Annotated in this window: 15 protein-coding genes; 9 read left to right on the top strand and 6 right to left on the bottom strand. The window is 66.0% G+C overall.

The features are described from left to right. Nucleotides 1–63 precede the first annotated feature (63 nt). The 7 genes from VGV07_RS02755 to VGV07_RS02725 all read left to right on the top strand — a co-directional run bounded on the left by VGV07_RS02755 (nucleotide 64) and on the right by VGV07_RS02725 (nucleotide 12,383). Complete coding sequence (locus VGV07_RS02755; RefSeq protein WP_326867161.1) at nucleotides 64–1,398, top strand: serine protease; 1,335 nt, start codon at nucleotides 64–66, stop codon at nucleotides 1,396–1,398. After that, the gene (locus VGV07_RS02750) at nucleotides 1,395–2,369 is read left to right on the top strand and encodes a substrate-binding domain-containing protein (RefSeq protein ID WP_326867160.1); all 975 of its coding nucleotides are present in this window, start codon (nucleotides 1,395–1,397) and stop codon (nucleotides 2,367–2,369) included. The genes VGV07_RS02755 and VGV07_RS02750 overlap by 4 nt, the downstream gene beginning before the upstream one ends. Nucleotides 2,370–2,575: 206 nt before the next feature. Continuing rightward, a complete protein-coding gene (locus VGV07_RS02745) occupies nucleotides 2,576–4,228 on the top strand; it encodes a serine protease (RefSeq protein ID WP_326867159.1) in 1,653 nt (550 codons plus the stop codon). Between the two features lie 10 nt (nucleotides 4,229–4,238). Next, nucleotides 4,239–5,285 carry a MoxR family ATPase gene (locus VGV07_RS02740; protein ID WP_326867158.1) on the top strand — a complete coding sequence of 349 codons (1,047 nt, stop codon included), beginning with the start codon at nucleotides 4,239–4,241 and terminating at the stop codon, nucleotides 5,283–5,285. A gap of 10 nt (nucleotides 5,286–5,295) precedes the next feature. After that, complete coding sequence (locus tag VGV07_RS02735) at nucleotides 5,296–8,010, top strand: hypothetical protein (RefSeq protein WP_326867157.1); 2,715 nt, start codon at nucleotides 5,296–5,298, stop codon at nucleotides 8,008–8,010. Continuing rightward, nucleotides 8,007–11,030: a peptidoglycan-binding protein gene (locus VGV07_RS02730; RefSeq protein WP_326867156.1), complete on the top strand. Its 3,024-nt coding sequence runs from the start codon at nucleotides 8,007–8,009 to the stop codon at nucleotides 11,028–11,030. The genes VGV07_RS02735 and VGV07_RS02730 overlap by 4 nt, the downstream gene beginning before the upstream one ends. 57 nt (nucleotides 11,031–11,087) lie before the next feature. Then, nucleotides 11,088–12,383 (top strand): S8 family peptidase, encoded by a 1,296-nt coding sequence (locus VGV07_RS02725; protein WP_326867155.1) that lies wholly within the window; start codon nucleotides 11,088–11,090, stop codon nucleotides 12,381–12,383. Nucleotides 12,384–12,678: 295 nt separating this feature from the next. Here VGV07_RS02725 and VGV07_RS02720 read toward each other — a convergent pair whose 3' ends face one another. Then, nucleotides 12,679–14,709 (bottom strand): hypothetical protein, encoded by a 2,031-nt coding sequence (locus VGV07_RS02720; RefSeq protein WP_326867154.1) that lies wholly within the window; start codon nucleotides 14,707–14,709, stop codon nucleotides 12,679–12,681. Nucleotides 14,710–15,137: 428 nt separating this feature from the next. Between VGV07_RS02720 and VGV07_RS02715 the strand changes: the two genes are divergently transcribed. Then, nucleotides 15,138–17,210, top strand: a complete 2,073-nt coding sequence (locus VGV07_RS02715) for a hypothetical protein (protein ID WP_326867153.1) — start codon at nucleotides 15,138–15,140, stop codon at nucleotides 17,208–17,210. 37 nt (nucleotides 17,211–17,247) lie between these two features. On the opposite strand, the gene VGV07_RS02710 is transcribed toward VGV07_RS02715, so the two are convergent. Together VGV07_RS02710 and VGV07_RS02705 are read right to left on the bottom strand one after the other, a co-directional pair. Continuing rightward, nucleotides 17,248–20,613: a serine/threonine-protein kinase gene (locus VGV07_RS02710; RefSeq protein WP_326867152.1), complete on the bottom strand. Its 3,366-nt coding sequence runs from the start codon at nucleotides 20,611–20,613 to the stop codon at nucleotides 17,248–17,250. Continuing rightward, entirely contained in the window at nucleotides 20,610–21,656 is a 1,047-nt protein-coding gene (locus VGV07_RS02705) for a trypsin-like peptidase domain-containing protein (RefSeq protein WP_326867151.1), read from the bottom strand. The genes VGV07_RS02710 and VGV07_RS02705 overlap by 4 nt, the downstream gene beginning before the upstream one ends. 264 nt (nucleotides 21,657–21,920) lie before the next feature. On the opposite strand from VGV07_RS02705, the gene VGV07_RS02700 reads away from it, so the two are divergent. Next, on the top strand, nucleotides 21,921–22,178 hold the full coding sequence (locus VGV07_RS02700; RefSeq protein WP_326867150.1) for a hypothetical protein: 258 nt from the start codon (nucleotides 21,921–21,923) through the stop codon (nucleotides 22,176–22,178). Here VGV07_RS02700 and VGV07_RS02695 read toward each other — a convergent pair. From VGV07_RS02695 to VGV07_RS02685, 3 genes are all read right to left on the bottom strand, one after another. Continuing rightward, the gene (locus VGV07_RS02695; protein ID WP_326867149.1) at nucleotides 22,163–23,086 is read right to left on the bottom strand and encodes an ABC transporter ATP-binding protein; all 924 of its coding nucleotides are present in this window, start codon (nucleotides 23,084–23,086) and stop codon (nucleotides 22,163–22,165) included. The genes VGV07_RS02700 and VGV07_RS02695 overlap by 16 nt on opposite strands. After that, nucleotides 23,083–24,111, bottom strand: a complete 1,029-nt coding sequence (locus VGV07_RS02690) for an ABC transporter ATP-binding protein (RefSeq protein WP_326867148.1) — start codon at nucleotides 24,109–24,111, stop codon at nucleotides 23,083–23,085. Before VGV07_RS02690 ends, VGV07_RS02695 begins: the two co-directional genes overlap by 4 nt. A gap of 4 nt (nucleotides 24,112–24,115) precedes the next feature. After that, on the bottom strand, nucleotides 24,116–24,629 hold a 514-nt coding region (locus tag VGV07_RS02685), incomplete at its 5' end, for an ABC transporter permease subunit (protein WP_326867147.1).

The raw sequence follows: 24,629 nt of genomic DNA, 5'->3' as shown, positions 1-24,629 counted from the left end.
TCGCCTGCGAGCAAAGAATAGACCGCCCTCCGGCAAGTCCTTCGACAGGTGACGAGATCCAGCATGGCGCTTGAAAAGGTCGTTGCCGGCGATGCCTCAGTTACCGATCCCTCGCGCACCTGGGCAACGATGTCGCCGCGCGTTTGCCGCATCGAAGCCCCGCGAGGCAAAAGCCTCGGCACCGGCTTTCTGGTGGGTCCGGACCTCGTGATGACCAACCAGCACGTCATCGACGAGATCGGTGATCCGAAGGTCACTGTTTTCAGGTTCGACTTTCAGGTCGATGACGAACAACGCATCAACATCTCGCGCGAGTATTCCCTCGCGGCCAACGGCTGGTCGCTCGCGCAGTCTCCGCCAAGTGATCTCGACAGGAGGTCGAACTCCGCGCTCGATCCGGGCCTGGGGCATCTCGACTATGCGCTGGTGCGGCTTTCAGCCGACGCCGCCTACGATCAGGTTGGCGGCTCGGCGAATGCTCCCCGCCTCAGGGGCTGGATCAACATGCCTGCCTCGGATGTCGCTCCCAAGATCGGCGGCGCCCTTACGCTGCTGGGGCATCCGGTCGGCGCGCCGCTACGCGAAGAGCGAAGCAGCAAGTCGATCGTTTCGATGACGCCGAGCGGCGCCCGCTTGCGGCATCTGACCCGCTCCTTCCCCGGATCGTCCGGCTCGCCGTGCTTCGATGACCACTGGACCCTGATCGCCATCCACCATGCCGGCGACCCGGCGCGCGAACCGACCTACAATTCCGCCATTCCGGCCAAGGCGATTGTCGCGGACCTCGCCGCAAAGAGCCTCTCCTTGCCGGTCTATGTCAGCCAGCAATGGCCGCTGACGATCAGCTTGCCGAACCGCATCGACTTTCGTGGGCGCGCCGACCCTGGTACGACCAACTGGACCAAGGATGCCTTGATGGTGAGCCTGCTCCCCCTTGCCGTTTCCGGTTCCCGGCCGGCGAACCAGCAGGTCACGCTGCAGCGTTCCAGCCTGCGCCTGCCTCAGTTGCCACACGGCTCGGCCTTCCACTGGGGCTGGTTCGTTGATCTGGCCGATTTCGGCGAGGGGTGGCTCGGTCACGTGGCCGCGGCGAACCCCACGCCGATTTCGCACCAGGCGTCGCTGTCGAGGGAAACCATGTATCGCCCGCAGTCCGAGCGCGACTTCATGAGTTGGGGCGGCTTCGTCGAATTCGTTCGCCAGATGCCAGACCGCAAGCTGCTCGTGGAAGTCACGCACGCGTTCGACGTCGGCATCGTTCGCGACACCTACGAAATCGCCACCGACTCGGTGCGCGAACTGTTCGCCATCGGCGACAACAACGAACTGGGCTTCGTCAGATTTGTGCAACCAGACGTCATCGGCCGTGCCGGTGCCCTCGATGGGAGTTCGAAATGAATCTCAAGGCAATCGCCTGCATTGTCGGCATTCTACTGCTCGGCTGCACACCCGCACTAGCGGATGTCAAACCCTGTCCGAAGCCGATCCTTTCGGAATGCCCCAAGCCCGCCGGTATGCCCAATGAAGGTAGCACGATCGGCCTGATCCTGAATGACGACGCCAGCGACTACGCCGTGGCGTTGACCGCCGGCGCCGCCGAGTTCGCCGGCGAACACAAACTGGAACTAAGGCAAGTTGCTGGCAGTGCAGAAGTGCAGTCGGCAGGTATAGACGCCCTGATTGCTGACGGCGCCTTTGGCTTTGCCGTTCAGTCGTCCGAACTCGCGGCACTGGAGCCAGCCATCAAGAGGGCGCGCGATGCTGGTTTGGCGGTGGTCAGTCTCGACAGCATAATCCCCGACGAACTGTCCGGCCTCCCGCGCGTTGCCACCGATGATGCGCAGGCGGGCGCGCAGGCAGGCGACGAAATGGTCAAGGCGCTGGCCGGCAACCAAGGCAAGTGCATGGGCTTTGTCGGCTTCCTTGGCGCCGCCAACGCCCAGCAGCGCATCGCCGGCTTCAGGCAGGCGATCACAGGCAAAGGCATCGAGTTGGTCGATGTGCGCGGCGACGATGTCGATTTCACCAGAGCCCGCAGCAATGTCGACGACGTGCTGGTCGCCAATCCCGACATCAACTGCATGGTCGGGTTCTATTCCTACAACCCGCCCAGGATATTCGAGGCGTTGCGGGACGCCGGCAAACTCGGTCAGATCACCGTCGTTGCCTTCGACGAGGACCCGGTGACGCTCGGCGCGGTCAACGACGGCTCGTTCGCCTCCACCATCGTGCAGCAGCCCAACGAGATGGGCTATTGGTCCATGATGCTCATGGCCAGTCAGCGCTATGGGGACACGACGCATGCGCAGCCGCTTCCCGAGCTGATGGTACCCACGGTCGTGATGAACAAAGATAGTGCTCCGCGCTAGCGCTCGACCTCCATCGAGACCAATAATCGGTCGAAATTGACGGACCCTGGCGGCGGCGCTCGGCAACAGTTCGTGCCGCGTGAGGCCGGTTAATCGATCGATTGCTGTCGTCATATGCACTCGACAGCGTGCTACGCGGAAAATAGTATCCCATTATCACAACTCTACTTTGCGGCGGAGTGATCGTGGGCGCCTTGGAAGTCGGCGTGAATCCGTTGTCCCAGTTCCGGCCGGGAGACGATCTGGCACGGCGCGCCGAGGAGCGCGCCAGCTGGACCTGCGCCATTTCGATCGGCGACAAGGGCGGCGGAACCGGCCTGCTGGTCGGCCGCAACATGGTGCTTACCAACTACCACGTCATCGCGCCGCTGCTGCGCGATCCGCAGCTCGCCCGCGTCTCGAACTGCCGCTTCGATTTCGTGGAGGACCCTGAGACCGGCAAGGAGCTGGAGGGCATCCGGGTGCCCTTCGCGAAGCGCTGGGAGGGGCCATGGAGTCCGTTCAGCCGGCTCGATGAGACCGGCGCCGAAACCGGCTTCGAGCCTGATAAGCTGGATTTTGCCCTCATCTACCTGGCCGAGCCGATCGGCGAGGCGCCGGTGGCCCGCGGTTCGTACCAGCGCAGCTCGCGCGGCTGGCTGCCGCTGCCATCCGATCCGCCATTGCCGCGGGTCGGCTCGCCGCTCTTCATCTGGCAGCACCCGGCGGTGCCCGAGAGCATGATGACTAAGAAGCTCGTGGTGATGCCGCAGAAATGCGCTCCCGGCGCGGTGCTCGCGGTGCTCGATGCCGGCCTCAGGCTGCGCCACGATGTGAAGACGCTGCACGGCTCATCGGGCGCCGCCTGCTTTGATGCCAACTTCGACCTCGTGGCCCTGCATCACGCCGGCGATCCCAAGCTCGATGCCGACCGGATGGGCAAGTGGAACCAGGCGGTGCCGATCAGGGCCATCATCGCCTACCTGAAGCGCGAGCATTCCGACCTTATCGGCGTGCTGCCGCCGGCGCCGGTGCGCGTGCTGCCCGTCGCCCTGCCCAACGATCGGACCACCCAGCAGAGCGACATCATCGAGAAGCGGATCCGCGCCGCGACCATCCTGATGGATCGCGACAGCGACGAGGATGGCATCGCCTGGGCGCGCGACAGGCAGAACGGCCCGCCCGGCATCGTCCATGTCTTGGCCTGCCGCCACATCGACAGCCATCGCAACTTCCTCGAGCGCCTGGTGCGGCTGTCGCTGGCCGCGCAGGATGAAGGCCTCGAAGCACGGCAGACCCGCGAGCAGGCTTTCCTCAACGCCACCGCCGGCACCGTTTCGGGCGAGGCCTGGCAACGGATGAGCCTCACCTGGCCACCGGCCCGCGAGACGCCGGAGCGGGCCCTGCAGCTGATGCGCCGCGACCTCGAAGGCATCGCCAGATCACCGAGCCGCACCGCGGTCGACATCGCCATCGATGTGGCGAGCGCCAATCTCAACCGCGAAAAGCAGCTGGTGCCGGCGCTCGCCCAGTTCTGCGCCACGATTGCCAGCGCCGAGCGGATGCAGGTCTTCATCGTCTACTACGATCGCCAGGCGACGCCCGACAACGACAAGACGCGCGAGCGGCGCAAGGCCCTCACCCGGCTGTGGACGCCCGACCACCGGCCGCCCGGTGGCGGCGTCTGCCTGCTGCTCGACAATATCGACAGTTTCGACCTGGGCGGCTGGTGCCGGACGGTGCTGGGCCTGTGGCAGGGCGACGAGCAAAGCTTCATCGACGAGGTGGAGACGGTGTTCAGCAGCGGCAAGCTGCCCATGCTGGAAGCCGAGCGCGGCGTGACGCCGATCCTCAGGCGAAACATGACGGGATCGGCATAGGAGGCAAGCCATGTGGTTCGAGAGCTTTTCACGCAATGCCGGTGGCGCCGCCGACGGCCAGATCGTCGAGAACGGCCGGGTGGTGCCGGACAAGGGGCGCAACTACGTGTTCACCGACGAACTGGTCGCTGCGGTGGATGTTGCGGTCGGGCTCGGCCGGCCGCTGCTGGTGTCGGGGGAGCCGGGGTGCGGCAAGACCGAACTGGGCTATGCCGTCGCCCGCCGCATGGGCATTCCGCGCGTCCATTTCTTTTCGACCAAATCGAACTCTGAATCGCGCGACCTGTTTTACACCTACGACGCACTGAGCCGCTTCCGCGACGCCCAATCGCCCGTCGCGAGCGGCAAGCAGTCGCGCGATGCAGCCGACTATGTCGAGTTCCAGGCGCTTGGCCGCGCCATTCTCGACGCGCATGACAAGGCCGAAATCGCCCACCTGCTGCGTGGCCGCCGGGCCTATGCCCATGCCGGCCAGCCGGAGCGCTCGGTGGTGATCGTCGACGAGATCGACAAGGCGTCGCGGGACTTTCCCAACGACCTCTTGCGCGAAATCGAGGACCTGTCCTTTGCCGTGCCGGAGATGGGCAGCGGAGACGACGGGGCTGGCGGCAAGGCGCCCGAGACCCCGGGCAGCATCCCGGCGGCGAGGAAGCCCATCATCATCATCACCTCCAACGAGGAGCGCCAGCTTCCCGATGCGTTCCTGCGCCGGTGCGTGTTCCACGAGATCGCCTTCCCCAGCGACGACGTGCTGGGACGGATCATCGCCAGCGGCCTCGACCGGCGCTTGCCCAAAGCCGCCGGCGAGTTCTCGCTGCCTGAGCCGGAGCGGGCCTTGCTGACCTCGCTGCTCGGCAGTTTTCGCGCCCTGCCGCTCGACAAGCGTCCCGGCATTTCCGAACTCATCGATGCGGCGGCACTGTTGGCCTATCCGGCGGGCGACCCGCCGCCGCTCGCCGACCGGCTGCGCAGCACCGTGCCGGCGCTGGCCAAGCTGCGCAACGACCGGCTGGCGCTGTCGCAACTGATCGAAGCCAGACTGAAGCAGGGCCACTAACGAGGCGAGCATGTCCGGCGAGAGTTACAGGTTCGTGCCGACGGCCGGGGCGCTCAACGCCTTCTTCCGCCGCTATGAACAGGAGCGGCAGCGGAGCGGCATTGCCACCGGCCTCGCGCACGTCTCGCCCCAACAGCGCATCGATACCATCGTCACCATCCTCGGCCTCAACAGTGCTGGGGGATGGCGGCAGAACGCGGGTGAAACCGGCGGCGAGGTCTGGCTGCGCTATCTGACCCCCGTGCTGGCGGAAACCCGGGACTCGGCCGCTGCGCTTGCCGCGGCCATAGAAGGCGGCTTGCCTGGCCGGTTCGAGCCGGAGCTGCCGACCCAGCCGGGCCTGCCCCCGAAGCCGCACCCGCCACTCCCGCCATGGCAGCCCCTGCCGCCCGACCCGTGGTGGCAAACCCTGCCGCCGCTGGTGCTCGAATATGCCCGCACTGTGCTGCGTGACCCGCGGATCCTCGGCGCTGCGGCAGTGGTGCTTGTCGCCCTCGGCCTCGGCTTGTGGTTCGTCGGTCGCGACTCCGGCCCCATCGTCAGCGCGCCGCCGACCAACCCGGTGGTCAGCGTCGAGCCCAAGCGCGCCGACAGCGCCGTCGAGCCGATCGGCACCAGCCCCGGCCCCGACGATGCCCCGCTCGACGAGGCCGGACGCGGCTACCGCGCCGCGCTCCAGGTCACACTGGAAGCCGCCACCGAGCAGCAGGGCAGCATCACCCCGATCGAACTGGCCCGGGTCTATGCGGCGGAATCCGCCGTTATCGACGATCCCGGGCTGTTTCTCGCCGCCATGCTGAGGGATTGGCCGCTGCCGCCCGACCGGGCCATCCCGCGCGACCGCGATGGCGCCTATGCGCTGACCCGCTACGCCGCGACGTTCGACGCGCTCGAGCGGGGCGATCCCTATGCCGTCGACCGACCGGCGCTCGATCGCAATGCAACAGAAGACCAGACCCTCAGGGACGATGTCACCGCCTTCGGCATCGGCGACGACACGGCAACCGAGCCCGAGCCGCCAGCCGTCCAGCCGGCGCTCAGTTGGCCCGATTGGCTCAAATGGCTCGCCTTCCTGCCCATGCTCGGCGTCGCCGCCTGGGCCCGGCTGACGCAGTTGTCGGCCTTCCGGGCGCTGCTCACCAACCCCGAGGTCGGCGCTACCGGTATCGCCACCAGCCTGCCGGCCGAGACGCTGACGCTCACCGATCCGCGGCCGGCGCGCAAGCTCACCCGCCAGATTTCCTGGCGCGAGCCGGGCGCGGCCCGCCGCATCAACGCCGCTGCCAGCATCCGCTCCACCATCCGCAATGGCGGTTACCTGACGCTGGTACCGCGTTTGAGGCGCCGCACGTCCGATTTCCTGTTCCTCGTGCCGCGGCTGCGCGACAATGATCACGAGTACGAGCGAACCGCCCGGCTGATCGACAGCCTGCGCCGCGGCGGCCTCAGCATCACCGTCTATGATTACGCTCCCGATCCGCGCACGCTCACCCCCAGCGCCATCGGCCGGCCCAGGGCCGTCGCCGATACCGTGCTGGACCTGCGCGCCGTGCGCGAGCTGCATGCCGACGCGCGGCTGGTGCTGGTGACCGATGGGGCCGAGCTGGTGGATTATTTCACCAGCCGCCCCCTGCCCTTCGTGGCCGAGGAGCTCGCCGCCTGGCCGAGCCGCATGTTGCTCACCCCGGTCCCCATTGCCGAATGGGGTGAGCGGGAGATGAACCTCGGCGTGGCGTTGAACGCGCTGGTCGGCCGGGCCGGCCCCGAGAGCTTTGCCGACCTCGCCCTTGCCTTCGGCGAACATCCCAAAGCGCCGCCCGAGGCAAGCCGGCTGGAGCCCACCGACCTCGCCGAGGGAGCGGATCGGGCCAGCGTTGCGCGGGTCCTCTCCTGGGTCGATGCCGCCGAGCGCCTGCTGGGTGGCCGGGCTGCCGCCGCCGACAGGCCGCGCAGCATTCGGCTTGCTGACCCGATGCTGACCTCCGACGCGGAACCGCCCGACGATTTCCAGGCCGAGCTGGTGGACGGGTTGCGGTCATGGCTGGGGCCCCTCGGCTTTACCTGGCTGGCTGCCTGCGCCGCCTATCCACAACTCCGCTTTGCCATCACTGTCTATCTGGGGCTCCGTATCGTCGTGGAGCGGGGGCCGGTGCGCGAGCCGCTCTATACCGAGCCAGGGCTCGCCCAGCTCTCCCTGCTGCCCTGGTTCCGCGCCGGCCGGATGCCGCCCTGGCTGCGGCGCGCCCTGTTTGCGGCGCTGACCGCCCCGCAGCGCGTCCGTGTCCGCGCCGCCATCGACGACATGCTAACTGGCGCCGGTCACACCGACTTTGCCGACCTGCCCCACGAAGCGCAGCTGCCGATCTGGCGGCAAGCCGCGATGGGTGTCGAAATCCCCGCCGACGCGGTGATGGCCGACCTGTTGTTCCGCGATCGCGCCGAGGTCGATCCCGTCATCAGGGGTGGCGCCTTCTCGGCGATCTTCCGCGATGTGGCCGTGCGAGCCCAGCAACTGCGGCTGATGCTGCTCGGCGCCGGGCTGATCTGGTGCCTCATCGCCTTCTTGCTCGTCCCCGCCCCCGGCCCGGCGCCGCAGCCGATCGGCCACTGGCTGCCGCTGGTGCTCTATGTCGTTGCGACGGCAGTGATCGGCGGCGTGTGCGGTATCCTGTGGTTCTTCAGGCGGCCGCTTGCGACGGCAACGCAGCGGGAAGCGACGACATGACCGCGCCTGCTGACGCACCGTCCGACAAGGGGCCGAGCTGGGAGCTCGACTCCGAGGTCGAAGGCGCGAGGTCCAAGGCTGCCACAAAGGAGGCCGCCGGGAGCAAGCCCAAGCCGGAGCCTGACAGCAAGCCGGAGCCCCAACCTGCTTCCAGGGACAGCGCGCCCGAAACGAAGCCCGTCAAACCGAGCTGGCTCGAGGGTTTCAGCGCGGAACTGCGCACCCGCTATGCAGCGAGCCAGGAGGCAATCGCCGCCATCCCGCGGCCGGTGGCGTTGGCCACCGCGGCGATCCTCATCGTGCCGGCCGTGCTGGGGTTTGTTGCCGAGGCTTACATCGGCGGCGTGCAGCAGAAGCTGGGAATCGCCCTTGTCGGCCCCGACGGCGCCGCTGATCCGGTGACCGCACTGTGGTGGAGCAACCGCGACGACCAGTTCCTGGTGGTCGGCACCCAGTCCGGGGAGGCGGTGACGCTGGGGCCCCAGGGCAACGTGCGCGAGCGGCGCAATGTCGGCGCCCCCGTCGTCGACATCGAGGCCCTGGCGGGGGCGCTGCCGGTGCCGGTCACCCTCGCGCCCGACCAGTTGACGACAACGGCGAGCGGCTCGCTCGCCCAGGCCGTTGGTTTTGGCTCCGAAACCTGCCGCAGCGGCTTTGTCTGGCGCGAGGCCACGGTCGACGATCTGGTCTGCGTGCCGCCGGATGTGCGCGACCAGGCCCTGGCCGACCGCGCCGAGGCCGAAGCCGGGCGCAACGTCGCCGCCGGCTGCCCCGATGGTCTGGTGCCGCGCAACGCCAACCCCAACGACACCGCCTGCACCACCCCGCAAATTGCTGCGTCCATCCTCGAACAGAACCGGCGCCACGAGAGCCGGAAGCTCCTGCCCGCTCCGGCCCTTGCGGGAACGCGCCGCGTCCAGCTGCCGGTGGATGGTGGCCCGATAGTGGGCGAGCGCGGGCTGTTCGCGGTCGCCACCACCTCGATCATCGCGGGAGAGCGCACGACCTCAATCCCCCAATCGGATACCAGCACCAAGCAGGCCCTCGAGTTCGCGCCGCCCACCGACATCATCAGGCTGGCCCAATGGCCACTCGTCGGTACAGCGGTGCGATCGAGCGAGGTGGGCACGCTCGAGGATGTGCGGGTCCTGGCGCCGCACCCCGGAACCGACACGGTCTATGCCGGCGACGGCACCGGCGCCATTTACGCAATAGATGCCTCGGTGCAGATGTCGGGTACCAATCCCGAGGCGTACATCAGCAACCTTGGCAGCCTTCGCTCGCCGGCCACCGACATGGCAGTGGCGTCGAGACCCGCACAGGGTAACCCAAGTTTCGTGACCGCTGAGGAGAGAGGCACAATTGCAGCCTGGTGGCCCGAGCGCTTCCTTGCTGACAGTGTGCTGCTCGGCGGCAGCTCCTGGAACCGGAGCAACGCAACTGTCCTCTCCGACGAGAACAGTTCGACGACCGAGCCAACCGCGACGCGCCGGCAGATACGCGTCTTTCGGACCGTGCGAAACGGCGACGCAGTGACGATCAATAACGATGGAACGGTTGCCCTCGCGACTGCACCGACGGAGGGCAATGGTCCTGTTCCAGATGTGTCGGGCCTGGCAGCGCCATTCTCTTCCACGAGCGACGGCCGGTGGAGTTCCGGATATGACCCCGCGAGCGGCTCGATCGTCATCTTCGATGGCCTGTTTCGCACCGCCGTCCGCAGTATCGCAGTCGATGGCGGAGCGCCGACAAGGAGCGTTTTCAGCCCTTCAGGCGGCGCGTTGCTCATCATTCGCGCTGACGGAACGGCAATTCTCACGACGATGTTCGAAGGCGCGGATACCGAGCTCAGCCTCCCCGCCGGAGCCCGATACGCTGCCTTCAACCCATCGGGCACGCAGCTTGCGATCGGTCTCGACGATGGCTCCATTGCCCTCGTAAGAACCGAGGATCGGACCCTGCTGGAGATCGTCCTGCCGCCCGATGGCCTGGGTGGCGGGGAGCAAGCCATCAATGTGCTGGCGCCGGACGTTCGCTATTCCGGCGCCGGCCGCCAGCTCGTCCTGCTTAACCCCAATTTCCCCGACATCGCCACTTACGGCATTCGGCTTCGGCAGTTCTCCGATTGGCGGCCCATCGACACAGCGGAGGTCATCGGCACACAGCTCTCGGCTGACGGCAACCGCGTGGTGACCTCCCGCGACAATGGCACGCTGACGATATTTGACCGGCAAAGCGGCATCCAGCTCGGCTCCCTTGCGGTGCCGGGTGCAACAAGCTGGGCCCTGTCCCCTGACGCCGCGATCATCGCCGTGGCGGTGGGCATGGAAACTCTGGTGTTCGAAGAGCAGCCGGACCCTGCAGCCGACGCCCCGCCGCCGAAACTGGCGCAGCATGGCCTGAAACTCTCGGCTGACGGTTCGGTCCTGTTGGCCCGCGAGCAGGACGGCCGACTACACCTGTGGGACATCCGAGAGCAGGGAAATCCGCAGGTGATCACCGCCAACCTCGCCCCCGATCTCACCGCCGTCGCTGCCGAGCTGGCGCCCGATGGCAGCTTCGTCGTCGTCGCCGACAGCACCGGCGGCATCTACCTCATCGACGTCGACGGGCTCCGCCGCATTGGCATTGCCGGGCACGGCGCCATGGTGCAGCGCCTGCTTCTTTCGGCTGACGGCCGACTTCTGGCATCGGCCAGCATCGATGGCGTGGTGCAGATTACCGATCTCGAACGGGCCCGCCAGATTGGCGCCCTGCCTTTGGTGACGGCCCCGATCGGGCAGCGGGCTGCGCCGCTCGGACCAACCCTGTTGGCCGACGAACCCGACAGCCTCGATCCGTCGGTGCAGCAGTTTCTCGAGGCCGCCGGCTATGGGCCGGTGCCGACCGACGGGGTACTCGGCCTCGCCACCCGCGCCGCAATTGCCCGCTGGCAGCGCGACAACGGACGACCACCGACCGGGCTGCCCGACGCAGCGCTGCTCAACGAGGCGACGCCGCCGGCCCAGAGCGCGAACTAGCTTACCGACTTCGACGAGGACGACAGACTGCCAGGCAAGAACCTCAGGGAGACGATCATGGACGACCTCGATTACTTCGTATTGAGCCTCAAGGCTGATTCCGGTCTGCGCGGACGAAGCGGCGGTATCACCAGCCTGCGTGAAAAGGCGGCGGCGCCGCTGGAATTCGATGAGTTCGGCGGCGTGCTGGGAGGCGCGCTCGAATCCGCTGTAGCCGAGGAGCCGCTGGCAGGGGCGCTGGCGCTGGAATCGACCAGGTTCAGCGAAGCCGAGGCGCAGGACGCCAAGCGCGACCCCGACAGCCTGGTGGTCCCGGTGATGCCGGTAGAGCTGATCGAGCCGCTATCGGCCGAGGACGGCGGCATCGACGCTGCGGCCGATCCGCTGGCGGCGGCGAGCGCCGCGAAGGCTTCGTGGGGCGTTGCCGGTGTCGGCGCGGATGTTTCCGGCATGACCGGGCAAGGCGTGACTGTGGCAGTGCTCGATACCGGCATCGACGCCGCCCATCCCGCCTTTGCTGGCGTCAATATCGTCGGCCAGGATTTCACCGGCGGCGGCAGCTTCGCTGACAAGCATGGCCACGGCACCCACTGCGCCGGCACGATCTTCGGTCGCGATGTCAACGGCGTACGGATTGGTGTCGCCCGCGGCGTCACCAATGCAGTGATCGGCAAGGTGCTCGACGACAGTGGGCGCGGTTCCACCGCCGCCGTGCTCAAGGCCCTGCACTGGGCCGGCGGCCAGGGCGCCAATGTGGTGTCGATGTCGCTCGGCTTCGATTTTCCCGGCATGCAGCAACAGCTGCAGCAGGCCGGGCGGCCGCCCAAGCTCGCGACCTCGATCGCCTTGAAGGCCTATCGCGAAAACCTCGCCATGTTCGACGCGCTGCTGACCTTCCTGATGCTGGAAAACCCGGCCAGCCCAGGCATGGTGGTGGTGGCTGCCTCCGGCAACGAGAGCATGCGGCAGGTCGACCCCAACTTCGTCATCGACACCAGCCTGCCCGCCGCGGCGTCCAAGGACATCATCTCGGTAGGCGCCGTCTCGCAGGCGGCGGGCGGCCTGTTCGATATTGCCAACTTCTCCAACACCAACCCGGTGCTCTGCGCCCCCGGCGTCGGCATCGTCTCGGCCAAGCCGGGCGGCGGGCTGGTATCGATGAACGGCACCAGCATGGCCTGCCCGCATGTGGCAGGGCTCGCTGCGCTCTGGTGGCAATGGCTGCCGGCCAACCTGGTGACGGCCACCGGCTCCAACGTGCGGGCGAGGATCAGGGCCACCGCACGATCCGGCGGCTTCACGCCCCGAGTCACTTTCGCCGACCGCGGCAGCGGCATCGCCACGGCGCCGTGAGTACCGATGCCTCAGTAGGCTTCCCTCTCCCGCTGCGGGGGAGGGCACTCGCGTATGACTTTTGTGCACCGGCCTCTCAGTGCTCCTCCACCGCGTAGCGGGGGAGGGGGACCAGCGAAGCTGGTGGAGGGGGCGGCCACACAAACCGGCGCATCCTGCCGCCCCCTCCACCGCCTTCGGCGGTCCCCCTCCCCCGTTTCACGGTGGAGGAGCACTGAGAGGCCGGTGCGAATAAGCCATAGCCCATAGCCGCGCCTTTGCGGGGAGAGGGCGCGCCGACTGCTGATACCGCGCCCTAGATCCCCAACGCTCCGAACACCTGCCAGCCCAGCGCTGCATCCATATCGGGGGTGTAGATACCGTCCGAGCCTTGCGCTCCGGCAATGCCGGCCTGGGCCCGGTGCAGCGTTTCGGTGCTGAGCGGGCCCATGGCGCCATCGGGATCGGCAAGGTTGAGTTTGGCCTGCAAGCGCTTGGCCGCCTCGCTGCTCGAGCCGAAACGAATCCGCCGCAACCGGCGGGCCGCGATGGGGTCGGCGGCGAGCCCATCGGCTCGCAGCCGCGACGCGATGCGCGCCTCCGCCCCGGTGAGCAGCATATAGAGATAGCGCTTGCCCGGCTCGCCATCGGTATCGGTGAGCCCCGCAGCCTTGCGGAATGCCGCCCAGGGCCCCGAATGCACGCCCTCCTTGAAGGTGCCCGTCACGGTCTGGCAGCCGAGCGAACTGAACCCTGAGCCATTGCTGAAAAACGCCGGATGGATGTTGTCGCCCGGCGCACAGCGATCGACGACGTCGGTCTTCTGATAGCTGAGATCATCCTTCGAGCGGCGCACCACCACCACCCGCTTGGACATATCCGGGTTGCGCAACAGGAAGCACCCCGGCGTGGTGCGCGAGGTGATGTGCGGGCCGCAGACATAGTGGTAGAGCCCGGTTGCGAGGAGGTTCCCCGCCGAGCCATCGGCCTTGAACTTGGCCACGGCAGCCTGGTTCGGCACGGTCGAGCCGGGGAATACCGATACCTTGCCCTCGCGCCGGTGCCACACCCCGATGGTGCAGCGCGGCACCACATGGTCGGGACGCTGATCCATCAGCACGACGCCACCGCTCGTATGGTCCTTCACCACCCCTGCCCCGCGCAACCCGAACAGGATCGGCGTGTCCTCGCCGAGCACCCCGACATCGAAATCGTTGAGCCGGGCGAGCAGCGCCAGATCGTCGGCGGTCAGTTCGAACGGCACCCCCTGGTCGAGGCTCCCCAGATGCGCATAGTCGGGCTGCACGGCATCGGCTGCCCAGCTGGCGCCGGCGGCGGCGACCCCGATCATGAAGCCTTCTGCGGCGGCTGCCGCCAGTTCGTCCTCGCCCGTCTCGGTCCAGAAGTCTTCGTCGGTCTTGCCCGTGGTGCTCTCGGCCTCGGGCGGCAGCGCGGCTTCCGCCGCCGCAACGCCGGCCTCGAGGATCGACATTTCGGCGCTGACCTCAGGGCCCGCCGCCAATCCGGCGAGGAACAGCGCCGCTTCGTCGTTGCGGCGCCGCTTCATGCCACCCTCGATCTGCGTCCCCTCCCAGACCCGGATCATGTCTTTGAGCAGCACCGGGATCCTGGCAAAATCCTGGCCCTGCATGGCCTTCTTGATCTCGCGCATCTCGAAGTAGCGGTCCTTCGGGTTCGCGGGGTTGACCGGCTTGGAGTAGGAGGCGCCGCGATTGAAGGTCAGAGACACCAGTGCGCCGAAGCAATCGCCGCTCAGCCGATCGGTGTTGGGCAGCGCGTTCTGGGTCAGCAGCGCGAACTTGGGCAGGGTCTGTGCCTCGAACTCGATCTGCGACACCTCCCACGAGACGACGATATCGCGCACCGTCTGCAGCAGCGCCTGGAGCTTTGCGGGCGAATCCTTGCCGCTGTGAAAGCCCACGCAGGCCGCGAGCGCGCTGCGCTGGCTCGCCGAGAGCCCGGCGATCAGCGTGGCCCAGTCCCGCTCGTACTCACCGAGGCTGACATAGCCCAGGTCATAGCCGAACCCGATGGTGATGCCGGACGAACCCTTGGGCCAGATCGGCCGCTGCTTGATGACGTTGTCGTAGAACGCCCGGCCACCCGTCTCGTAGTCGACGATCATCTTGAACGCCGCGGCCGAAACACGCCTGGCCGCTTCAATTGCCGCCTGCGAGGGAGCCGCCGCCAGCACCGAAACCTCAGGCGTCGCTCCCAGTTCCTCGAGTTCCACCTCTTGCTGTTCACGATAGGCAAGAAGGGCTTCGAACGCCTCGGACTGTCCCTCCGAGGTGCCGAGCGCCGCTGCAGACATGGTGTCGTTCATCGCTTTTCTCCCGAAAGCGCCTTCAGGAAGAGTTGCCGACTTCTCCACCTCGAAAGCGAGATCAATCAAAGACTTAGAGCGCGTCACTGACGTAAGGAGGCGATGCAGTGGCGAAGCGTTCCGGCGACCGCTCCGATCTACATCTTCATCAATGTCGCGGGCGAAGAGGTAATCATCCGGTCAAACGATCGGCGTCAGCTGGCTCAACAGTCTAGATAGCCCCGATCCTGCCGCCAAGCAAACAATCCGACCGATCGCGCTGTCAATGACTTGCAACGATCAAGACGTAAAGCTAGATTGATTGCTCAGCGTTGCAAGCAACGTGACGTCGGCGTTATGCCAGAACCACCGATATCCAATTGTATTTGCGTCGCAGTTTAGTAAGTGGCGCCCAGGCTGCTTATCGTATCCGTACGAGGAGGGATGAAGTGCCGCAACTCCAGCCGACGGGACCCTTTCCAATTGACGGCGCCAGGATGCCGACCTGGATCATCCGTTTCGACGAGCGGGGACAGTGCACATCGCCAGCGACGGCCCGGGCGCTGCTCGATCACCTGAGGGCTGCGCCCTATTCCGATATCCTGTTGTTCTCGCATGGCTGGAACACCGACTTTTCGGGCGCGGTGGCCCTCTATCGCGATTTCCTCGCCGCCTTCGAGACGGTGCGCGCGGCCCACCCGGTGGCCGGGTTCAACCCCATCTTTGTCGGCATCACCTGGCCCAGCGCCTGGTTCGCCGAGGATCCCGGCCCCAAGCTCGAGAGCGTTGCCGTCGCTGCCGCCGATGTGGAGGGCAAGGTGCTGGCCGAGGTGGCTGCGCCGTTGGGAGACCCGGATCGGCAACGGCTCTACGAGCTTGCCAATGCCGGCGTGCTGAGCCGCGAACAGGCGCTCGACCTCGTGACGCTGCTCTTGCCGGCCATCGGTGGAACCGAGGACGAGGTCGATACCGCCACTGAAGTCGATGCCGAGGCGCTGCTTGCTGCTTCGAAACGGCTGGGCGCGCTGGGCGGCGGTAGCGCACCCAATTTCGATCCGGCGACCGGCCTGCCCGATGCCGAGGTGATGGGCGGCGATGGCGGGTTCGATCCGCGCGACATCATCAGGATGCTCTCGCTCTATCAGATGAAGGATCGCTCCGGCGCCGTCGGGGCGCGCGGCGTCAGCATCCTGTTGCGCCAGCTGCTCGGCGCCAGTGCCGCCAAGGTCCGGCTGCTCGGCCACTCGTTCGGCTGCAAGGTGATGCTGTCGGCCGTTTGCGTCGGCGCCCCTTTGAGCCGCCCGGTGACCTCGATGCTGTTGATGCAGCCGGCCTTGTCGCACCTTGCCATGGCGTTGAGCGTCCCCGGCCGCAACGGGCCCGGCGGCTATCGCTCGGCGCTGAGCGAGGTCTCTGGGCAGATCTTCACCACCTACAGCGCCAAGGATATGCCGCTGCATGACGTATTCCACCTGGCGCTGCGCCGCCGGCAGGATCTCGGCGAAGCCGAGATTGCCGCCGCGGGCGAGCCGCCCAGCCGCTATGCCGCCATGGGCGGTTACGGCCCGCGCGGCGCCGGCGAGCGGCTCTTGAGCCCGATCCCCGCTGCCGGGCACGCCTACCCCGACCTCAAGGGTATTAAGCTGGTGGCGCTCGATGGCTCCGCCGACCGGATCAACGGCCATGGCGACATCGCCACCGGCTACACCGCCTGGGCGCTGCATCGCCTCATCTCGGATGGAAACATGACACAGGATCTGAACACCATTCGCGCCGAGATTTCGGCGCTCGAACTGCCTGCAGAAACCGAACTCGAGGCCGGGGTCGCTGCCGAACTGCCGGCGGTACCGGATTACAAGCCGGGCGTACCGCAGGTGATCACCGTCGGCTCGCAGATCGCCGAGTTCTCCGAGAACGTGCCGGCGGACCTGCGCTCCACCATCGCCAACTGCATCCTCCTCGCGCAACTGGCGGCCGATCGCTGGGTCGCCACCCACCCCGATGCCGACGAGCTGAACTGGTACAACTGCTATGTCGCCGTGCTCAAGAAGTGCGGCTGGCTGATCGAGCGCAACGAGACCTCGCTGAAATCGGTATCCGGCGATGGCTTCAAGGTGCACCAGGAGATCATCAGCGTGCTGACCGCGGCACTCGGCGGCGCCGCCGCGGCCTCCATCATCCTCGGGGTGCTCAGCGGCCTCAAGAAGATGGACGAGAACCAGCCCTTCTTCACCATCTTCGACCGGGCCAGCCAGCGCGCCGAAGCGACACTGTTCCAGATCAGCTACGTCGATGGTGGCGCGGGCAAGCAACCCCGGCTCAACTTCGCCGCCTACCGCGTCGAAGCCTCGGCCACCGCCACCCAGATCCTGTTCTTCAGGCTCACCGGCACCAACGCCAAGCTGCGCAGCTCCTACGCCGACCTGTCGATCGATGAATCGATCCTGCGTGCGGTGCGCGACCAGATCTTCGCCAAGGTCGGCGACCGGATCACCGGCAGCATCACCTCGATCGAGATCTAGGGCCGGCGGCTGGCGGAGCCTGCAAGTTCACCTGCGCCTACTTTCGGGGCGGTTTGATCAGGCTCTCCGCCACGTCATCGATATCGGGCTTGCGGACCGGCAGGATCACGAACAGGCAGGTCAGCGCCAGGAAACCAGCTCCGATGCCGATCAGCAGGAAAACCCACAGACCCGACCCGTCCCGGTAGAATGCGTATTCGACATACCAGACCACGGCCACCAGCGATGCCACCGAGAAGGCCATCAGCGCCTTTGCATTGAGGCGCTTCGACTCGAAGATGAGCGCCACGCAGACGATGAGCACTAGGGGGACCGCAAGGCTCATGCCCACGGCATTGCCCTGTTCATCGGCGGAGCCGGGCAGATCAAACAGCGGCCAGATAGCCAGACCCGCTCCGCTGGCTCGTGAGTACCAGTCGGCCAGGAGGAGACCTAGGATCCCGTAGAGGCTGCCCAGGTAGTAGAGCAACCAGTACCCCGCATTGGCGTCTGCAAACCAGGCGCGAACCACCCGGTCAGCAACCAGGTAGAAGAAGCTCCCCGCCAGCGCAAAAGCGAGAGACCGAAGGACGGTCTGTTGCGCGGTGTTGGGTTCCGCGCTGAGAGATGGCAGCAGGCGCTCTGGCCAGTCGATCGCCACAATCGTTGTGCCGATAACGAGGAAGATGATCGCTGCATAGACAAAGGGCAGTGACAACCGGCGGCGCTCCATGTCGCGAGACATCTGCGCAATTTCGGTGACCTTCACCGTCGCGTCGAGCGGCAGGACGCTGCGGCGCACCACCAGGGGCAACGCCAGCGCGATTGGAATGAAGGCCAACAGATAGAGCCCAAGACTATAGAGCTGTTCAGGCCTCTCGTAAAAATACTTGATCCCGACAAAATCCAGCGACACGACGTAAATCGCCGAAAGAAGCACCGCGCCAACCACCGCGATGGTCATGGTCCGCGACTGCCCGGCGATCAGTATTGCCCAACCGAGCGCCGCCGCCAGCCCGAGCCAAATCTGCCAGTTGGCATAATGCGCGAAGCGCTCCACCACGCCGTGCGCAGCAGCATTTGGTGTCGGCAACTCAGTGCGACCAAACAGCGAGAATCCACGATTGAGGGAGAACGAAAGCGCGTTCGAGTTGATTTCGTAGAGCGTGTTGATAACCGCCAGCGGAATGGCCGAGACCGTCATGATCCCGAGGGCAAATGCCGACCTGTAGCGACCTCGCCACCGCATCAATGCCCAGACCAGTCCGGCGGCAAACGGAATAGAGAGACCGATAAGGACGCGCTGCGCGAGATCGGTGATCCGGTCGGCCCGGGCATGGTTTATGAGGAAGAGGCCGACGCCACTGACGAGCAATGCGCCGAACAGATAGAGGAGTGCGACGGAGAGATGGGTCAGCCGCGACTCTCCGACGGCCGAGCGTCCATGACGCAACAGCGGGTCGAAGGCGCGCCGCAGCCGGCCGAACTCCTGCAGCGTGATCTGGCCCTGCCGAAGCCAGCGCTGGATCTCGCGCATGGTCGAGCGCGCCCGCGTCTCCGTCATGTTGTCGTAAAGGCGGGGCCGTGCATCGACCTCCTGCTCATTCTTGATCCGCTCCAGATCCTCGGCGAGCTCCAGCGCGGTCTGATACCGGGCTTCCGGATCCTTCTCGATCGCTTTCAGGATCACTGCCTCGAGATCGGCGGGAAACTCGCGATCTATGATGCGCGGCAGGACCGGGTCGGCGTTCAGATGTGCGTCAAGGATCGCCTGCCGGCTCAGCAAATATGGCTTCAGGGCACGCCAGGCCGGCTCCTTGCTGGGTGGCGGCCGCGGTGTCGGCGGCAGGGCGAAGGGCGGCTCGCCGAGGAATATCTCGTACAGCAGGATGCCGAGGGAGTAGATATCGGCCTGCGGTGTCAGTAGCAGCGCGTCGGGGTCCGACGTCCGCTCACCCTCGTCGTCGATGAATTCGGGCGCGACATAGAGCGGCGTTCCCAGGGCGCCCCGGTTCGTTTCGGCTGCACCCCCGGGGGCCCAATCCAGCTGCCCGAAATCCAGCAGGACCGGCTGGTCGCCCTGACGTCTGACGATGATGTTCGACGGCTTCAGGTCGCCGTGCAGAACGTTGCGGGTGTGGGCATGGTGCAGCGACCGGGCAATGCTGATGGCGATCCTGAGCGCGCGGTCAAAGCTGCGCTCCTCGGCTATGGACCGATCCAGATCCTCCCCGTCGATCCAGTCCATGACGAAGTAGGGCAGCCCGGAATCCTGCACCTCCCGGATGTGCACGATACCCTCGTCCGTCGAATCCATCAGGGCCCGCGCCGGGGCGATGAACGCGTCGTTGAGCTTCTCGTTCGCTCCGATATCTTCGGTCAGCACCTTGATCGCGACGTGGTCGCCGTTCTTGTCGATGGCGCTGTACACAACCGAACTGCTCGAGCGGGTCAGCCGCTTGAGATCGGTAAAGCCTGCAACCACAAGCTGCCGCTGCGCGGGCATGGCAGCGGTGCCGCCTGAGGGAGCGCTTGGCGCCCTGACGCCTGGATCGGTTATTTCATAGATATCGGCGATGTCACCTTGCGACAGGGCATAGTCATCGAAATGCTCGATGCGCACCGCGTTCCCCGAGGGGGCCGCGAGTTGCACGCCCGCGAGGCTTTCATAGACATTCCGAGTGATCAGCACCTGCTGGTGCTCACCCATCTCGGCGATGGCGCGAACGAAGCGCAGGCGCCGGTCGGTCTCGTGCAACGGCTCCCTTTCTCCGAGTTGTGCCTGGGCCAGGGCAACCGATATGACCGGCGAATTGGCGCCCGCCGATGATGCGGCGGCCGACGCCTGGATCAGCAACGCGACTTCGGCGGCGGTAATGGGGGCGGCGATCCGGGCGAGAAACCCGTCGGAATAGTCTTCGAACTCCCGAACGGGTGTCCTCGAAGTGATGATGCTCTTCAGCGTCTCTGCGATCGGCGGTAAGGCAGCCTGATTGACGATGCGGCAGTAGAGCAGCGAATAGCCGACACTGCGAACATCGGCACGTCGCTCAACCAGCAATCGACTGGGCAGTTCGTAACCTCGAATGACCGGTGGCGGAGGAGACGGTGGATTCGGTGGCGGTACCACGGCTGTTTGCAGAGCCGTGAGGACCTGGTCGAAGGTGGAGACCGCCTCGGTATTGTCGAAGGCATGCTGGGCAACAATGTCGCGTAGCCGACCCAAATGCCCGCGGCCTGTCATCGTCTGAATGACCTCGGTATAGGCCTCGTCGATCTCGGTTCGGCTGGTGTAGTGCAGCAGGCCGGCCGTCTGATCGCCGACTTTCAGCGCCTGGTCCAGTTTCCGCGTTTGACTGAACAGCGTCCGCAGAACCCTCAGCAGCGCACCCAGTTCGTCCGGCCTAAGCTCGTGGCGGGTCATTGATGGCCAGCCTCTATCGCTTGGGCAATCTCAATAAGGGGGATGCCCTGGTTGTATCTGGGCCTGAGCGGTCCCTCGGGGTCGCCGGCATGATGCAGTGCAATGGGCATCATCTGCTCATCCAGCACCAACCCCCCGGACGATCCCTTCAAGGTGTTGGCCCGGTAGCGAAGCCGGTGCGGCACGGCAGGCGTAACCGGCGCACCGAACGCCAGGCTCAGCATCTGACCCTGGGGATGCTGCAACACGGTCAGCAGTTCGGGAGCCGCCGGTTGTGGTTGGACATTGTTGAGCGAGACCCAGCCGCGCTCCTTGCCCACCGGCTCCGCGAGACGCAGCAGCGCGAAGTCGAGTTCCGTTGCTGTCGGCACCGCTGGATTGTCGGCGGTGAGATCGGCCGCTGAATGCGGTTGATGAGCGACACACCAGTCCGAGGTAAGGTGAACGTTCCGTAGCTCGGCCCGGCTCGCCGAACTCTCGACGAACCCAAAAGTTAACTGCACCTGGCTGCTTTGTCCCCTGCCCTGCAGCACCCCATCCATCACGTGACCGGCGGTGAGAACCAGGTCCTCACCAACGAGGAAGCCGGTTCCCTGAGCCATGCCGGCTGGTACGGGGTACTGGATCCTGCAGACTTGCGAGCTCGCAGCGACGATCCGGTCGGCCAGCACCAGGGGACTCTGAAATTTGCCCTTGGTGATGAGCCATTGCAGATTCCGATCGACGTCCTGGCCCGGCACCGGGCTGGGCTGCAGGGCCTCGAGCCGCTGCGCCAAGGCGGCGATGTAGGGAGAGTCCGGATACTCGGCCTGCAATCGATCCAGCAGACGACCCAGGCGGCCACGGGCCCTGCTCTCAAGGACAAGCTCGAAGACGAGGTGGCTGAGCCGCAAGTCGGCTGGGAACTCTTCGACATCGCCCAGATCGTTCTTCCTAAGAAAGAAGCTCAGATCCTGCCGGTTGCGCACAACAAGGACGATCGTCTCCGAAACGGTCGCCAATTGCGTCCCGTTCAGCACAACGAAGTTGAAACCCTCAAACATGGCACCCGCCCTTGCCCCGTAAGCAGCGGTCAGTCGGCGTATCGATTGTTACCCTGAGCGGCCTTTTCGATAGCGCGTAAAACAGGTCCGCGCGGGAGTTTCTTATCTGCCAGCTGGAACGCAGTCATAGTGGGAGCAAATACCAAAGAAACTAGTGCGTCAATTCAGCGGAATTCGAAGTGAAGGCACTATCTTTGCAAGTGCCACCACTTTTCATGCTCGTGTTGGCACCAGTTGCGAGCTCCTTTGCCGACCTGAGCATCGATGAAGACATTCCGCGGGGCCATCCGCGGCCAGATCTTCGCCGAAGTCGGCGACCGCATCGCCGGGAGTATCACCGCGTCGAAATCTAGGGCGTTCGCCAAATTCAGTGGGGTCGTGACTGAAGTACAGGCCGCCGCCGGCAACGGCAAGTTGCCGGCGAGCCCGGATGCTGCAGCGCCTCAGGCGAACGCCGCCCTGCGCCAACTCAGATCAGGGAGAAGCCTCACGCTCGCACGCTTAGCCTATCCCGCCGAATAAACCCGCACGCGCCGCCCATCCCCGCGCTCTTCCAGCCGGCTGGCATCCGCCTGGCGCAACCGGTCGTTGCTGAGTGCCAGGAGGTCTCCCGCCGGCGACAGTTTACCGGCGCCCGCGTCGTCGGCCGACAGCACCGAGGCCTTGAGCAGTTGCGAATAGGGGTGCTCGGGCTGATCGAGCACCGTGCGGGCCGGGCCCATTTCCACCACCCTGCCCTTCTGCATGATGATCAGCCGATCCGAGATGTAGTAGGCCGTGGCGAGGTCGTGGGTGATGTAGATCACCGAGACGCCAAGATCGTCGCGCAGCGACTTGAGCAGGTTGACGATGGCCATGCGCAGCGACGCATCGACCATCGACACCGGCTCGTCGGCGATCAGCAGCGGCGGATTGGGGATCAGCGCCCGAGCGATGGCGACGCGCTGCAGTTGCCCGCCGGAGAGTTCGTGCGGAAAGCGCCCGCCGATTTCGGCAAGGCTCAGCCCCACCTTCTGCAGCGCCCCATCCATTGCCGCATCGATCGCCGCCTTGTCGCGGGTCGCGAGGAAGCGCTGCGCCGTCGACTGCAGGTAGCGATCGACCCGCTTCAGCGGGTTGAACGCCTCGAACGGGTTCTGGAACACCGGCTGTACATTGGCCATGAACTTCAGCCGGTCGGCCCGCCGCTCGTGGTGCACCGGCTCGCCGCGGAACAGGATGCTGCCCTCGCTGGGCCGTTCGAGCCCGAGGATCATGCGGGCCAGAGTGGTCTTTCCCGAGCCGCTCTCGCCGATGATGGTGAAGATCTCGGGCTTGTCGACGGCAATGCCGAAACTCACCGCGTCGACGGCGCGCACCTCCTGGCGGCCGAGAATGCCGCCCATCTGGAAGCGCTTCGAGACATTGGCGACTTCGAGCAGCGAACTCATGCGGAAACTCCCACCCGATCGTGCCCCTTGATCAGCGGCTCGACATCGTCGGCACGCCAGCAGGCGCTGCGGTGGTCGGGCCCGACGGCAACCAGCGGCGGCGCCTCGGTCTTGCATTTGTCGATGGCGAGCGGGCAGCGCGGATGGAACCGGCACCCCTCAGGCGGTGCCGCAAGGCTGGGCGGCCGCCCTTCCAGCGCCGGGCGCTGCGTGGTGTCGCCGATGCGCGGCAGGCTGGCGACGAGGTGCGCCGAGTACGGGTGCTTGGGCGCGGTGAACAGCGCGCGGGTCGGCGCCTCCTCGACCAGCCGCCCCGCATAGATGATGCCGATGCGGTCGGCGATATTGGCGTGCACGCTCATATCGTGGGTGACGAAGACGATCGACGAACCCATTTCCGCCTGCAGGTTCTTGATCAGCGACAGCACATCCTTCTGCACCACCACGTCGAGCGCCGTGGTCGGTTCGTCCGCGATGATGAAATCGGGCTTGCACACTGTCGCGAGCCCGATGGTGACGCGCTGCCGCATGCCGCCCGAGAGCTCGTGCGGATAGGCGTTGAGCACGCTCGGCGACAGCTTCAGGTGCCCCAGGTGCTCGACCACCCGCTGGCGGAAGGCGCTGCCCGAAAGGCCCAGCGGCCGGGCGGCGAAATCCTCGAAGATCTTGCCGATGCGGCGCACCGGGTTCAGCGTGCTCATCGAGCCCTGCATGATGTAGCTCAGGTGCCGCCAGCGGATGGCGTCGATCTCGGCTGGCGTGGCGACCGTCACGTCGGTCGTCTTGCCGCCGAAGTCATAGGTGGCGCTGCCGGCGATCACCCGCAGCGGCGGGCGGATGGCGGCAGCCAGCACCTTGATGAAGCTGGTCTTGCCCGATGAGCTCTCGCCGGCAATGCCATAGACCTCGCGCCGCTTGACGCTCATGGTGATGCCATCGACGGCGCGCACCTCGCGGTTCACCCCGAAATAGCTCATCTGGTAATAGGCCTTGAGCGCTTCGACCTCGAGAATATTGTCGGCCATCGCGTCAGGCTCCCATGCGGCGCAGCCGGCTGCGCGGGTCGATATACTCGTTCATGCTGACGGCCAGCAGGAACAGGCCGAGGAAGGTGATGACGATCAGGATCACCGGGATCACCACCCACCACCACACGCCCACCACCATGGCCGAGTGCGAGTTGGCCCAGTAGAGCACCGTACCGATGGTCGGGTTGTTGATATTGGTGAAGCCGAGCACGGCCAGCGTCACCTCCATGCCGATCGACCACAGCATGTTGTTCATGAAGGTGGCGAACACGATCGGCATCACATAGGGCAGATGCTCCTCGAGCAGCACCTTGCGGGTGCTCATGCCGGCAAACACCGCATGGCGGGTGAACTCGCGATGCTTCAGCCCCAGCGCCACCGAGCGGATCAGCCGCGCATCGAACGGCCAGCCGAAGCAGGCCATGATCAGCGCCATGGTGAAGCTGTCCATGTGGTTGCGCAGCACGAAATAGAACAGCACCAGGATCGGGAAGATCGGCACGGCGACGAAGATG

It is taken from the genome of Devosia sp., from assembly GCF_035944845.1.
Lineage (GTDB): Bacteria > Pseudomonadota > Alphaproteobacteria > Rhizobiales > Devosiaceae > Devosia_A.
The sequence above is the reverse complement of the archived record's forward strand: the minus strand, read 5'-3'. Positions and strand labels throughout refer to the sequence as shown.